This is a genomic window from Ketobacter alkanivorans, assembly GCF_002863865.1.
Lineage (GTDB): Bacteria > Pseudomonadota > Gammaproteobacteria > Pseudomonadales > Ketobacteraceae > Ketobacter > Ketobacter alkanivorans.
On record NZ_CP022684.1, the window covers coordinates 2,230,125 to 2,242,733 of the forward strand.

Here is a 12,609-nt window from a genome sequence, read left to right on the forward strand (position 1 = left end):
CAATGGAAGAAGCTGTCGGCAAGCTGTGGCACCGCTGGATAAGCCGGGCCGCACAAGTCGAATATCCAAACTCCCGAGTTGAGTTGAAATCGGTACAGAAAAAACTCGCTTTGTACTTTCATGCTTTCGGAGGAAAACCAGGGCTGGCAATCAAGCCCGGCTCCAAAGAAATGTGGCAGGCGCGCCGCACATTATTGGAAAAGATCGCTGGCCGTGAGTGGCAAGCACAACTGTGCTGGGCAGATGAAGAGAGCCTGTATTTGCCAGGCAGCATTGCCCTGTTTAATGATCGTGAGCTAAATGAACAATTGTACCTGTGGCTGGCTGCCCTGGCCGCTACAGATGATCACCAATTGCAAGCACTACCCTGGCTTGATCGCTGCCAGCAACAAGTAATATCTACATTACTGCGCTGGCCCGGGCTCAGTAAAGTCTATCAGCGCCTGGCAAAAGCCCATATCGAACAACGCCATTGGCAAAATAGCCATGCGCTGAACAAAGCGGAAACAGCCTTACGCCGCGCAATTTTACAGCCCGACTTACAAATCAAGCAGGATGTAGACCCCCACCTGCTTGAGCCCGTACCCATCTGGCTACACCCGCTACCACCATCCACCCAGCAACGGCAGCGTGAAGCAGCCCCTGAAATAGAAAACCTGAGCGCTGAAGTCACAGAAATCGAAGGCGATCATCAACGCAAAGCCAAGCGGGTCGAACACAGTAAAGATGATCAAGGCCTGTTGGCATTCAGGCTGGAAAGTTTATTCTCCTGGGCCGAATTTGCTAACGTGGATCGCCCTCAAGAAGATGATGAGGATCTGGGTGCTGAAAAGGCCGCGAACGATCTGGATGAGTTTGCCGTATCCAGTCAAAGCGGCCACGTTAAAAAGCGATTGAAATTCGATCTAGACCTACCCTCTTCAGACTACGACGATATCACGCTGAAGACAGGCATTACCACGCCAGAATGGGATTACAAAAAACGCGTACTGGTAGAAGATCACTGCCATATTGAATTAATGCGCACCCAACTGCAGGAGGCCAAGGAACTCCCTGCGCACCTGCGTAAACCCGCGCGCCAGATACGCGCTTTCTTTGAAATGCTGGCGCTGAATAGAACCTGGCTCAGACAGCAGCCTCAAGGCAGCGAAATTGATCTCGATGCCTATCTTGATGCACTGACCCGATGGCGTCTGGGCCAAAAAGATACCGCCATGGGACTATTCAAGGAAATACGTCGCCATCATCGTGATTTGAGTTGTTTGCTGCTGGCAGATCTATCGCTTTCCACCGATGCCGCAGTAAACGACCATCAAAAAGTCATCGACGTAATTCGAGATGGCCTATTTCTGATGAGCGAAGCCATGCAGGCTACCGGCGATCGATTTGCGATGGCAGGCTTTTCTTCAAAACATCGTCACATGGTGCGCTATTATCCACTAAAAGACTTCAACGAAACGCTATCTCCAATAGTACGCGGCCGCATTCAGTCGGTGAAACCCGGCTTCTATACTCGGATGGGAGCGGCCATTCGCTACGCAACCAGGACACTGGAGACCGAGCATAGCGCCCATCGCTTATTGCTATTGCTATCCGATGGCAAACCCAATGACATCGACCGTTATGATGGCCGCTATGGCATTGAAGATACCCGCACTGCCATTCAGGAGGCCACCAGCAAAGGTATTCTGCCTTTTTGCATCACTATTGATAACCGCGCTAACGAGTATCTGCCGTATCTATTTGGGCACAAACAATACGTCGTAATCCGAAACGCCAAACAGCTGCCACAGCAACTGCCACTGATATACGCCCGGCTAACTGAGTCGCTTTAAAATACTATTGGCAACAAATCACACAAAAAAAGCGCCGCATTCAAGCGGCGCTTTATTCTCCTGATATCGATTCTACTGTAATCAGTAAATGTCTTTACCGGTGTTAGTCACATTGAATTTACCGGTAGGGGTTACCAAACGCTTATCCTTGATAACTTTTTTGAGCTTGCGGGTCTTATCATCCACCACTACGATTGCAGACTCCTGATCCTTACCATTCCAGACCGAGAACCACACCTCGTCACCGGCAACATTGTATTCCGGCTGCACCACTCGTTTCGGCCCTTCGCCCAAACCAGCCCATTCTGCAATGGGGAGCACCTCATAGCCTTTATCCAAGTTGTTGATGTCAAATACCGCCACACTCTGACTGATCGCAGGCTCTGGATTCAGCGGGGAATCGACCCACAAGTTTTTAGATTTTGGATGCGATTTCACAAACAAAGAACCACCGCCCTGACCATTTAGAACACGCACCACCTTCCATGCATTGGCTTTGTGCTTCTCAGGATCAGTTCCCATAAAGGTGACTTTATCGTTACCCAGCGCACTGGTTACCCAAACCGGTCCATACTTAGGATCCGTCAGGTTCGCACCACGACCCGGATGGGGAATTTTGTCCACATCTGTCAGGGCTACCAGCTTACGGTCTTTGGAGTCCACTACAGCGATCTTGTTAGACTGGTTCGCCGCTGTAAGGAAGTAACGATGGGTAACATCCCATCCCCCATCATGCAGATACCGCGCAGCATTGATGGTTTTCACCTGAAGATTATCCAGATCCTCGTAATTCACCAGCAGAATCTTGCCGGTTTCTTTTACGTTGATGATGAACTCTGGATGCTGATGAGAAGCAACGATCGCGGCAACACGAGGCTCAGGATGGTAATCCTGGGTATCAACCGTCATACCACGAGTAGACACGATCTTCAGTGGTTCGAGCGTATCTCCATCCATAACCACATACTGCGGCGGCCAGTACGAACCAGCTACGGCATACTTATCCTCATAGCCATGATACTTGGACGTTTCCACAGAACGGGCTTCCAAACCTACCTTAATTGTGGCTACCCGAGCTGGCGTCTTCATCCAGAGATCAATCATGTCGATCTTGGCATCACGGCCGATGGTAAATATGTAGCGTCCGGATGCAGAAATACGTGAGATATGCACTGCATACCCGGTTTTTATAACGCTGATAATTTTTTTGGTATCACCATCGATCAATGCAACTTCACCACTGTCACGCAAAGTTACCGAGAAGATGTTTCCTATGTTGTAATTGTTCATTTTTTTCTTGGGACGCGCTTCTGCCGGAACCAGAACCTCCCAAGTATTCTTCATCTCTTTCATACCCCACTCAGGAGGCTGGGGTGGCTCATGCTGAAGATAACGAGCCATTACATCTATTTGCTTTTCGGTCAGATCGCCGCTGGTACCCCAGTTCGGCATACCGGCAGGAGAACCGTATGTAATGAGTGTTTTTAGATAATCGGTACCCTTCTCACGTGTGATGTCGGTAGTGAGTGGTTTGCCCGTTGCACCTTTACGCAACACGCCGTGACAACCTGCACAACGTTCAAAGAACACTTTCTTGGCAAAGTCGAACTCATCAGACGTCATGGCAGGCCCTTCGGAGGTCACCATATTTTTTGCCAAGGCAGGGTCAATACCGGTGGGCGCACTCTGGTAGGCCAGCTCTGAATCGGTCGTGCCTGGGTGAGCACCTTCAGCCTGGTTACCAGAACGCGCGGCCGCCACCGCCCCAACAGCAACACCGCCACCATCATTGCCCCAGCTATTCAACGTATAGTTCAGAACATCGGCAATCTCTCGGTCGCTCAGGTAGCCAAAATTGGGCATGGCATTATTAAAGTCTTTACCATTAACTGTAATTTTCCCGGTTAAGCCGTTAACCAGAACACCTACAGCGCGCTGTTTGTCTTTAAGCAGATAATCAGACTTGGCCAGCGGAGGAAAAGCCCCCGGCAACCCCGTGCCTGTAGGCTGATGACATCCGGCGCAGTATTTTCCGTACAACGTTTCACCACGTTTTACCGATGCTTCCAGCTCTGCACCTGTTTCTGCCCTATGAGTCGCTGCAGCATCCGCTGCCAACGCGCTATTCAGCGACGGCAACGCCAGCATTGCCAAACTCGCCCCCAACACACGCCACGACCCCAGTCTGGGTATAAGTGACGATTGTTTCCACCTGCTATTGGACATAGTCCACCTCCGGTTATGCCAATCAATGTTGACTGACAGTTGCTCTGTGAATAACTGGTAACGAATCATGCTGCTGAAATGGAGATGATGAAGCTGGGCGTTGAGAGTTAATCTTTTTCGACGGACAAAGCCATCGAGCCATGATTAAAAGGCTGCTGCATTGAAATAGAACCCAACCCAAAGCGGCTAGAATAAAAGCACTTTCACTTAGTTGTGCATATTCCATACTGAGATCTCCCCTTCTCTACTGATTGGCATTATTGACACTGGGTGGCCAGCAAAGCTTGAGCGAGATCAACAGAACAGGATGGATACCAACTTATCGCCCCAGGCGTACCTACAAAGTATTACGCCTTGCTGTTTATGGCTGAAACACTGATCTAAAACAGGTTTCTCAGCTCATCGATTCCTAGAATAAATGCCATGAGAAGGGATCATGACAAAATTAAAATAGCATTCTGGGTGTTCGGCGCATTGTTTAGCTCAACGGTTCATGCTGCGCCCTCGGAACAACGTCAGGCAGACATTATTTACACAGTAAAACAGGACTGTGGGTCTTGCCATGGGCTTACCCTGGCAGGTGGGCTTGGCCCTGACTTGCGTGCGTCGCGACTCAAACAACTGCCCGACAACTATTTGATATCCGTGATCAGAAATGGTGTGCCCGGCACGCCCATGCCGCCCTGGCAACGTTTTTTTTCAGATAAAGAGATTCATTGGATCGTTACCCAGCTAAAACAAGGAGCAATATGATGCGCTTCAGCCTGATGCTGTGCTCATTGTTATTATGCGCATGCACACATCGATCAACTCTGCTTCCAACCGGAGATCTTGGTGTCGTGATCGAGCGCGCCAGTGGATCTGTGCAAATCGTAAACACAACTCATCACAACGCTATCAACCAAGTAGAAGGGCTCGGCGACCTCTCCCATGCATCCATTGTCTATTCACGGGATCAACGTTACGCCTATGTATTCGGTCGCGATGGAGGTTTGAGCAAGGTTGATCTGCTGCAACAAAAATTGGATCACAGAATCCTGCAAGGTGGCAACAGCATTGGCGGGGCAATCAGCCAGGATGGATCAATGGTAGCGGTATCCAATTACGATCCGGGAGGTGTCAAAATATTTTCTGCCGATACACTGGATCTTATAGCAGATATCCCAGCTGAGTATGCGCCAGGGAAATTCTCTAAAACCGTAGGCTTAGTGGATGCTCCAGGGAATCGCTTTGTGTTCAGCCTGTACGATGGTAACGCCATCTGGTTGGTAGACATGTCGGATCCATCTTCTCCAAATATCCAGCGTTTCTCAAACATCGGCCGCGCACCCTATGATGGGTTGATTTCGCCACAAGGTCGCTACTACATCGCTGGGCTTTTTGGAGAAGATGGCTTGGCTTTGCTGGACCTCTGGCACCCAGAACAGGGCGTACAACGCATACTGCCCGACTATGGAAAAGGATCTGAGAAAATGCCCGTTTATAAAATGCCACACTTGGAAGGATGGGCTATTTCAGGGAATAAAGCTTTTTTTCCCGCGGTAGGTCGCAATGAAGTATTAGTGATGGACATGAATAACTGGCAACTTCTACAGCATATACCTGTGCATGGACAACCTGTATTTGTTATGACCCAACCCGATCACCGCCGGGTGTGGGTCAACTTCGCATTCCCCGATAATGACACTGTTCAGATTATTGATACCGAAACAAGTGAAGTGATAAAAACACTTGTTCCCGGAAAGGGTGTTTTGCATATGGAATTCACGCCAAGAGGCGAACAGGTCTGGATTTCTGTACGCGACGAAAATCGAATTGATATATACGACACTAAAACACTACAACGCCTTCACACTCTGCCTGCCAATGCACCCAGCGGGATATTTTTTACCAACCGCGCACACCAGATAGGATTGTAACCATGCTGGATAATCTTTCCCGTCAATTAATCGATTGTTATCAGAAGGGCTTTCCGGTTGGGCCGAGACCATTCCAACAACTTGCTGCCGAGTTTGGTGTAAAGGAGCAGGAGGTCATCGATTGCTTGCGAACCTTGCGCTCACAGCGAGTGATCACCCGGGTAGGCCCTGTGTTCGATCACCATCGCGCAGGGTCCAGCACACTGGCAGCACTCGCAGTTCCTTCCGAGCGCCTACTGGAAATTGCAGACTTTATAAATAGTTTTGAAGGGGTTAATCATAACTATGAGCGGGAACATGAATTTAACCTATGGTTTGTAGTTACTGCCTGTGATCACGAAGATCTTCAAACCACACTGCAAGCTATAGAACGTGGTACGGGTATGCCCATGTTGGTGCTGCCCATGGAACAAGCCTACCACATTGACCTAGGCTTCCAATTGCAATGGCAGGATAAAGCATGAACGTACTCACCGAAGTTCAACAAGATCGACTTAAAGCTGCCATCCAGGATGGCCTGCCACTGACGGCAACTCCCTACCGCACACTCTCGCTGCAACTGGATCTACCAGAACCACTGGTAATGGAGCAAATTGAACACTGGCTCCGGGAAGGGTATATCAAACGCATGGGCTTAGTGGTGCGCCACCATGCAGTCGGCTACCGATCCAACGCCATGGTGGTATGGAATGTTGCCGATGATAAAGTCGATCAAGTGGGGGAGTTACTGCGGCAGGCGGACTGCGTCACCCTCTGTTATAAGCGCCGCCGTCAGTTGCCGGATTGGCCTTATAACCTGTACTGCATGATTCATGGTAAAAGTCGCGAAAGCGTCCTGACACAATTAGAACTGCTCACCCGTCAATACGAACTGCAGCATATCCCCAGATCCATCCTATTCAGCAACCAGCAATTCAAACAGACCGGAGGCCACTATGCCCGCCGCGCCAGCTGACTCCAGGCCGACTTTACAGGATAAGTTTGAACTCGATCAGACTGACCGACGCATCATCAATCGACTGCAGGACGGCATGCCTGTGTGTGATCAACCCTATCTGTTGGTGGCTGATGAACTCGGCATTCAAGAGCATGAATTGCTATCACGGCTGCAAACCATGCTGGATAACAAAGTGCTTAGTCGCTTTGGCCCCATGTTTCATGCCGAGCGTTTGGGGGGCGGGCTGGCACTGGCTGCTATGCGCATTCCCGAAGATGAGTTCGATCATGTTGCTGCCCAGGTAAACGAGCTGCCAGAGATCGCTCACAACTATCAACGCACCCATAAATTTAACATGTGGTTCGTGATTGCCACTGAGCAAAAAGCAGATGTCGAACGCGTTGTCTCTCAAATCGAGTCGACCACCGGTTATCCGGTTTATAACATGCCGAAGATCGAGGAATACTATGTTGGATTACGATTCCCAGTCTAAAACAGGCTACCAAATCAATGCGCTGGATCGAAAGCTGATTCAGCTCACCCAGAGCGGGCTGCCCCTGGTAAGCCAGCCATATCAAAACCTGGCACAACAACTGGGTATCACCGCTTGCGAAGTTAAGGCCCGTTTTCAGCGCATGCTAGATCATGGCGTTATTCGTCGCATTGCGGCTGTGCCGAACCACTATAGCCTTGGCTTTCGTGCCAATGGTATGACGGTGTGGAACGTGCCCGACAATCGCGTCAGTGATCTAGGCCCAAAGATAGGAGCGCTGGATTTTGTCAGTCATTGCTACCACCGCCCCCGACATCTTCCGGAGTGGCCTTACAATCTGTTCGCGATGGTACATGGACACAGCCGCGACGATGTACAGGATCACATCCAGGCCATATCTGATTTAATCGGCATCGATAATCATGGTAGCGATGTTCTGTATTCAACTCGCATCTTGAAAAAAACCGGCCTGCGACTGGCCGACTGACTCGAGGCAGCATCATGTTTCGCATCACACAATATATGCAAACCATACTCAACCCCAGTCCGGTTCCTCCCGCCAGGAATCCTCCAGGGCCGGTTGTGATCTGGAATCTGATACGGCGCTGCAATCTCACTTGCAAACATTGCTATTCCATTTCGGCTGATGTTGATTTCCCAGGCGAGTTAACCACAGATCAGATTTTCCACGTAATGGATGACCTGAAGCAGTTTCGGGTTCCTGTCTTGATACTGTCCGGTGGTGAACCACTGCTAAGACCCGATATCTTCGACATATCACGCAGAGCCAAAGCAATGGGTTTCTATGTGGGGCTGTCCAGCAATGGAACGCTTATCAATGAAGACAATATTCAGCAGATCGCCGACATAGGCTACGATTATGTCGGCGTAAGCCTTGATGGCATTCGTGAAACCCACGATCGCTTTCGCCAAAAGAAGGGAGCATTCGATGCTTCACTGCATGGCATGGAGCTGTGTCAGCAACATGGCATTAAGGTCGGTGCGCGATTTACCCTTACTCAAGATAACAGTCACGAGCTGGACCCCTTACTGGACATTATAGCGGAACGCAATATCGATAAATTCTACTTATCGCATCTGAATTATTCCGGCCGCGGCAACCGGCATCGCAAGCACGATGTCTTTCATCAAACCACCCGCACTGCAATGAACCGCCTGTTTGAACGCTGCTGGGACGAGCTTAATCGCGGCATTGTTCGAGAATATGTGACTGGCAATAACGATGCAGACGGCCCATTCCTGTTGCAATGGGCTGAGCGCAATGCCCCCGACCAAGTCATGGCCCTGCGCCAACGGCTAATCAACTGGGGTGGCAACTCCAGCGGCCAGAACATATCCAACATCGACAACCTGGGCAATGTTCACCCCGATACCTTCTGGTGGAACTATAATCTAGGCAACGTAAAAGATGAGCCGTTTTCCGCCATTTGGAGCCGCAACACTGATCCTCTGATGGCCGGGTTCCGACAAAAACCACGCCCGGTAGAGGGGCGCTGCGCTCACTGTCAGCACCTGAGTATTTGCGGCGGCAACACCCGTGTACGCGCCTACCAGCTCACCGGCAATGCATGGGCAGAGGATCCAGCCTGTTATCTTGATGATGATGAAATTGGTTTACCGCAGAACTACTCAGCTGAACGTATTCCCCTGCCTTCCAACAGCGGCTCGGCCAATCGCATCACCACAAGGATTCTCGATTAACATGAAACACCCAAGCAGCCTGTTGCTACTGACTTTGTTCAATTTTATATTATTGTTTCCTGCACTAACGACAGCAGCCGAAGATTCAAACTCTGCTAAACAGCTGTATACCCAGTACTGCACCAGTTGCCATGGAGCTCAACGGCTTGGTGGCATGGGGCCCGCGTTATTACCAGGCAACCTATCACGATTACGCAAGTCTGATGCAGCCCAAGTCATCCAATCAGGGCGCGCTGCGACCCAAATGCCCGCATTCGCACACACCCTCAACAACACCCAGACCGAGCTACTGGTAAACTACATCTATGAGGAACCCGACACACAGCCTGAATGGACACTTGCGGACATCAAATCCAGCCAGCAAATTCATTTTCAACAAAACCAACTTTCCAGTCAGCCAGTGTTCCAGGCTGATTTGCAAAATCTGTTTATTGTAGTTGAGCTGGGTGACCATCATGCCACCTTGCTTGATGGCGACACCTTCAACCCGATCCATCGCTTCGCCACCCGATTTGCATTGCACGGTGGCCCCAAATACTCACCAGAAGGTCGCTATGTATATTTTGCTTCTCGCGACGGCTGGATCAGCAAATTTGATATCTACAATCTTAAAACCGTGGCAGAGATTCGTGCCGGTATCAACACGCGTAATATGGCTGTGTCGTTCGACGGACGCTATGCAATGGTTGCGAACTACCTGCCCCACAACCTGGTACTACTGGATACTGAGACACTGTCTCCCATAAAAGTGATACCGGTTGACGGTCGAGTAAGCGCTGTCTACACCGCACCACCTCGCAACAGTTTTATTGCTGCATTGAAAGATGAGAAAACCATTCTGGAGATACCCTATCGCACACCATTCAAAGTCCGCTCCATCAGTACCGACGCGTATCTGGATGATTTCTTTTTCGACGCGAGCTACCAACACCTGATTGGAGCCAGCCGTGAAGGCGATCGCGGACAAGTCGTCGCACTGGAAAGCGGCAAAACCATTGCCACCGTACCGCTGGCTGGCATGCCCCACTTAGGCTCCGGAATCAGCTGGGACTATCAAGGCAAAACCGTTATGGCCACACCCCACCTGAAAGAAGGCAAAATCTCCATCATCGATATGAGCAGCTGGAAAGTAATTAAACAGATCGACACCCTGGGCCCCGGTTTCTTCATGCGCAGCCACGACAACAGCCCGTATGCCTGGGTTGATGTGTTCTTTGGCCCCAACAAAGACGCAGTACACTTGATTGACAAACAAACCCTGGAAATAGCTCATACTCTGAAGCCAGAGCCAGGAAAAACCGCCGCACATGTTGAATTCACCAAAGATGGCCGCCACGCCCTGCTGTCCATATGGGAGGATGACGGTGCTGTCATCGTTTACGACAGCCAGACACTCCAAGAAGTAAAGCGGCTTCCCATGCGTAAACCCAGTGGCAAATACAATGTGTACAACAAAACCCACTACTCGGCGGGAACCAGCCACTAATTTACAGTAGTGGATTGAGTTTGTTGGGTTTTGCCCTGTATAATGTCGCTCTTGCCGGTCACGTTGGCCAACAATCTGAACAAAATCAGATTGTTATCACGCCAATCACCGACAAGGCGTCATTTTTGACGGCACGCGCCCGTAGCTCAGCTGGATAGAGTAGGTGGCTTCGAACCACTTGGTCGGGAGTTCGAATCTCTCCGGGCGCGCCATTTTTTATATCGATAATACGTTTCCACCCTCGCGCAAATATCCACACTGCTCACTTTCTCTCTGCATTGGGAATCGCCCGACTGGCTTCCTCTCTGATGCCGTTATTATTCAACACGAAATAAGCAAACAGCCCCGCAATCATGCCGGGAGCTACGCTGTATATCACCGCACCCCAACCCACTTGCTGCCACAGCAGAAACACAGCAACACCGGTAACTACCATAGTGATGGAAGTTGACTGAGGTATGCGCTTACCCATAGCATTCAAAAGCACCAACGGCGCAAACGCTGACCCCAACAGCCCCCAGGCATCAAGCACCAGTGCAAAGACTGATTCCGAGCCGGTCAATGCAATCGACACAGCAATGGCGATCACTCCAGCAGTGGTCAACTTGGCAACCCATAGCGAATGCATCTTACCCGGCTGCTGCACCATATCACGGGTTACTGCGGCCGAGCAGGACAAAATCAAAGAATCCGCCGTCGACAGAGTTGCAGCAAACAACGCAGCCAGTATTACTCCCACCAGGACGTCCGGCAATATCAACTGCGCCATGGTGGGCAGCGCCAACTCCGAATCAAAGTCAGAGCTTTCAGGAAACGCAATACGGCTTAGCAAGCCGACAATAATCGTTGCACTGTAGAAAAGTATGAACCAGGCGTAATAGTAAAGCCTCATACGGTTGATATGTGATTCATCATCCAGGCTGATGAAGCGAACAACGATATGTGGCTGACCGACCACCGCAATACCGCCGAACAACCAACCTAGAACAAACAACGTGACACCAATCAAATCTGTATCAGGAAACCAGTTGATATATTGAGGATCAATAGAGGCAATCTTTTCCAAAGACAAAGACCACCCACCCGCTAGCTCAATGCCTCCAACTATTAGCATCCCCATGCCAAACAACATGACAAAAGACTGAACCGCATCAGTCCAAATAGAGGCACGCAGTCCGCCGGCAGCACTGTATAACAGAACAATACCGGCACTAATCAGAATACCCCATGTCCGATCCCACTCTAAAAGTACCGAGGTTGCTTTACTACCTGCTTTAAATTGCGCAGCAGCATAGAGAGTAAGAAAGAAAATGGTAAGCACACCAATCAAGCGACGTAGTGCATGATTATCATCACCATGCCAATGAGCCAGCAACCCGCCATATGAATGAACCTTCTCCGAACGCGAAGCGGCATGCAATGGCCTCAAGGTCAAAAATGACACCATCAGATCACCCCCAATCCAGCCCACCATCAACCAAATAGAGGACAACCCTGTGGCATAGGTTAGCCCGATCATACCGATAAACATAAAACCGCTGTTATTCGTCGCCACTGCCGAAAGCCCTGCCAGCCAAGCTGGAATCGCCTTGCCTGCAACCAAATAATCCTCAGCTGTCTTACGGCTCTTAACCATGGATGAAAGCCCAATGGCCAGAAATATAAGCAGTGAAAATAAAAAGCTGGTTTCGATCATGAAATTATCCATGTTGTCTGATTATAGGTAAGGCACGGCATTTTCAGCAGCAGGGCAGACGCCCACAGCACTACGCAACCAATTGATATAAGTATCATTATTTGTAGACGTTCACGCCTAATTCGATGCATTATCTTAAAATAGATGGCTACACGTTTATTGGAATTCTATCGTTTCAATCACGAACACAAGGTGACACTCGTGATGCATGCTAACAACCCTACTGTTAAACGCAAATCTGGTTTGCTCTATTTCGACCTGCTGTGTCTCGCGTTTTCGCTCCCTACTTGCAATT

The 12,609-nt window shown here is 49.9% G+C and carries 11 protein-coding genes, 1 tRNA gene and 1 pseudogene; 10 read left to right on the forward strand and 3 right to left on the reverse strand.

Features of this window, described 5'->3' with window-relative positions; genetic code table 11:
- The first annotated feature begins 2 nt into the window (after positions 1 to 2).
- Positions 3 to 1,835 (forward strand): nitric oxide reductase activation protein NorD, encoded by a 1,833-nt coding sequence (locus Kalk_RS09670; protein ID WP_101894050.1) that lies wholly within the window; start codon positions 3 to 5, stop codon positions 1,833 to 1,835.
- A gap of 81 nt (positions 1,836 to 1,916) precedes the next feature.
- Here Kalk_RS09670 and Kalk_RS09675 read toward each other — a convergent pair whose 3' ends face one another.
- Positions 1,917 to 3,533 carry a cytochrome D1 domain-containing protein gene (locus Kalk_RS09675; protein ID WP_456077569.1) on the reverse strand — a complete coding sequence of 539 codons (1,617 nt, stop codon included), beginning with the start codon at positions 3,531 to 3,533 and terminating at the stop codon, positions 1,917 to 1,919.
- Positions 3,534 to 3,647: 114 nt separating this feature from the next.
- Positions 3,648 to 4,130 (reverse strand): annotated as a pseudogene (locus Kalk_RS21500) (c-type cytochrome); the annotation flags it as partial.
- Positions 4,131 to 4,484: 354 nt separating this feature from the next.
- Here Kalk_RS21500 and Kalk_RS09680 point away from each other — a divergent pair.
- The 9 genes from Kalk_RS09680 (at position 4,485) to Kalk_RS09720 (ending at position 10,830) form a co-directional block, all read left to right on the forward strand.
- On the forward strand, positions 4,485 to 4,814 hold the full coding sequence (locus Kalk_RS09680; protein WP_101894052.1) for a c-type cytochrome: 330 nt from the start codon (positions 4,485 to 4,487) through the stop codon (positions 4,812 to 4,814).
- Entirely contained in the window at positions 4,811 to 5,980 is a 1,170-nt protein-coding gene (locus tag Kalk_RS09685) for a cytochrome D1 domain-containing protein (protein WP_101894053.1), read from the forward strand. Before Kalk_RS09680 ends, Kalk_RS09685 begins: the two co-directional genes overlap by 4 nt.
- Before the next feature lie 2 nt (positions 5,981 to 5,982).
- Positions 5,983 to 6,444, forward strand: a complete 462-nt coding sequence (locus Kalk_RS09690; protein WP_101894054.1) for an Lrp/AsnC family transcriptional regulator — start codon at positions 5,983 to 5,985, stop codon at positions 6,442 to 6,444.
- A complete protein-coding gene (gene ahbB, locus Kalk_RS09695; protein ID WP_101894055.1) occupies positions 6,441 to 6,935 on the forward strand; it encodes a siroheme decarboxylase subunit beta in 495 nt (164 codons plus the stop codon). The genes Kalk_RS09690 and ahbB (Kalk_RS09695) overlap by 4 nt, the downstream gene beginning before the upstream one ends.
- Complete coding sequence (locus Kalk_RS09700) at positions 6,916 to 7,410, forward strand: Lrp/AsnC family transcriptional regulator (RefSeq protein WP_101894056.1); 495 nt, start codon at positions 6,916 to 6,918, stop codon at positions 7,408 to 7,410. Before ahbB (Kalk_RS09695) ends, Kalk_RS09700 begins: the two co-directional genes overlap by 20 nt.
- Positions 7,385 to 7,897: a siroheme decarboxylase subunit beta gene (gene ahbB, locus Kalk_RS09705; RefSeq protein ID WP_101894057.1), complete on the forward strand. Its 513-nt coding sequence runs from the start codon at positions 7,385 to 7,387 to the stop codon at positions 7,895 to 7,897. Before Kalk_RS09700 ends, ahbB (Kalk_RS09705) begins: the two co-directional genes overlap by 26 nt.
- A 14-nt stretch (positions 7,898 to 7,911) precedes the next feature.
- Positions 7,912 to 9,132 carry a heme d1 biosynthesis radical SAM protein NirJ gene (gene nirJ / locus Kalk_RS09710; protein ID WP_101894058.1) on the forward strand — a complete coding sequence of 407 codons (1,221 nt, stop codon included), beginning with the start codon at positions 7,912 to 7,914 and terminating at the stop codon, positions 9,130 to 9,132.
- 1 nt (position 9,133) lies between these two features.
- Entirely contained in the window at positions 9,134 to 10,618 is a 1,485-nt protein-coding gene (locus Kalk_RS09715) for a cytochrome D1 domain-containing protein (protein ID WP_101894059.1), read from the forward strand.
- A gap of 135 nt (positions 10,619 to 10,753) precedes the next feature.
- Positions 10,754 to 10,830: transfer RNA gene (locus Kalk_RS09720), tRNA-Arg, on the forward strand.
- A gap of 50 nt (positions 10,831 to 10,880) precedes the next feature.
- On the opposite strand, the gene Kalk_RS09725 is transcribed toward Kalk_RS09720, so the two are convergent.
- Positions 10,881 to 12,314: a sodium/proline symporter gene (locus Kalk_RS09725; RefSeq protein ID WP_101894060.1), complete on the reverse strand. Its 1,434-nt coding sequence runs from the start codon at positions 12,312 to 12,314 to the stop codon at positions 10,881 to 10,883.
- Positions 12,315 to 12,609 lie beyond the last annotated feature (295 nt).

What these genes read in the sequence shown, in the direction of transcription:
- Kalk_RS09670 (WP_101894050.1), top strand. Translation starts at nt 3, where the DNA reads ATGGAAGAAGCTGTCGGCAAGCTGTGGCACCGCTGGATAAGCCGGGCC.
- Kalk_RS09680 (WP_101894052.1), top strand. Translation starts at nt 4,485, where the DNA reads ATGAGAAGGGATCATGACAAAATTAAAATAGCATTCTGGGTGTTCGGC.
- Kalk_RS09685 (WP_101894053.1), top strand. Translation starts at nt 4,811, where the DNA reads ATGATGCGCTTCAGCCTGATGCTGTGCTCATTGTTATTATGCGCATGC.
- Kalk_RS09690 (WP_101894054.1), top strand. Translation starts at nt 5,983, where the DNA reads ATGCTGGATAATCTTTCCCGTCAATTAATCGATTGTTATCAGAAGGGC.
- ahbB (WP_101894055.1), top strand. Translation starts at nt 6,441, where the DNA reads ATGAACGTACTCACCGAAGTTCAACAAGATCGACTTAAAGCTGCCATC.
- Kalk_RS09700 (WP_101894056.1), top strand. Translation starts at nt 6,916, where the DNA reads ATGCCCGCCGCGCCAGCTGACTCCAGGCCGACTTTACAGGATAAGTTT.
- ahbB (WP_101894057.1), top strand. Translation starts at nt 7,385, where the DNA reads ATGTTGGATTACGATTCCCAGTCTAAAACAGGCTACCAAATCAATGCG.
- nirJ (WP_101894058.1), top strand. Translation starts at nt 7,912, where the DNA reads ATGTTTCGCATCACACAATATATGCAAACCATACTCAACCCCAGTCCG.
- Kalk_RS09715 (WP_101894059.1), top strand. Translation starts at nt 9,134, where the DNA reads ATGAAACACCCAAGCAGCCTGTTGCTACTGACTTTGTTCAATTTTATA.
- Kalk_RS09725 (WP_101894060.1), bottom strand. Translation starts at nt 12,314, where the DNA reads ATGATCGAAACCAGCTTTTTATTTTCACTGCTTATATTTCTGGCCATT.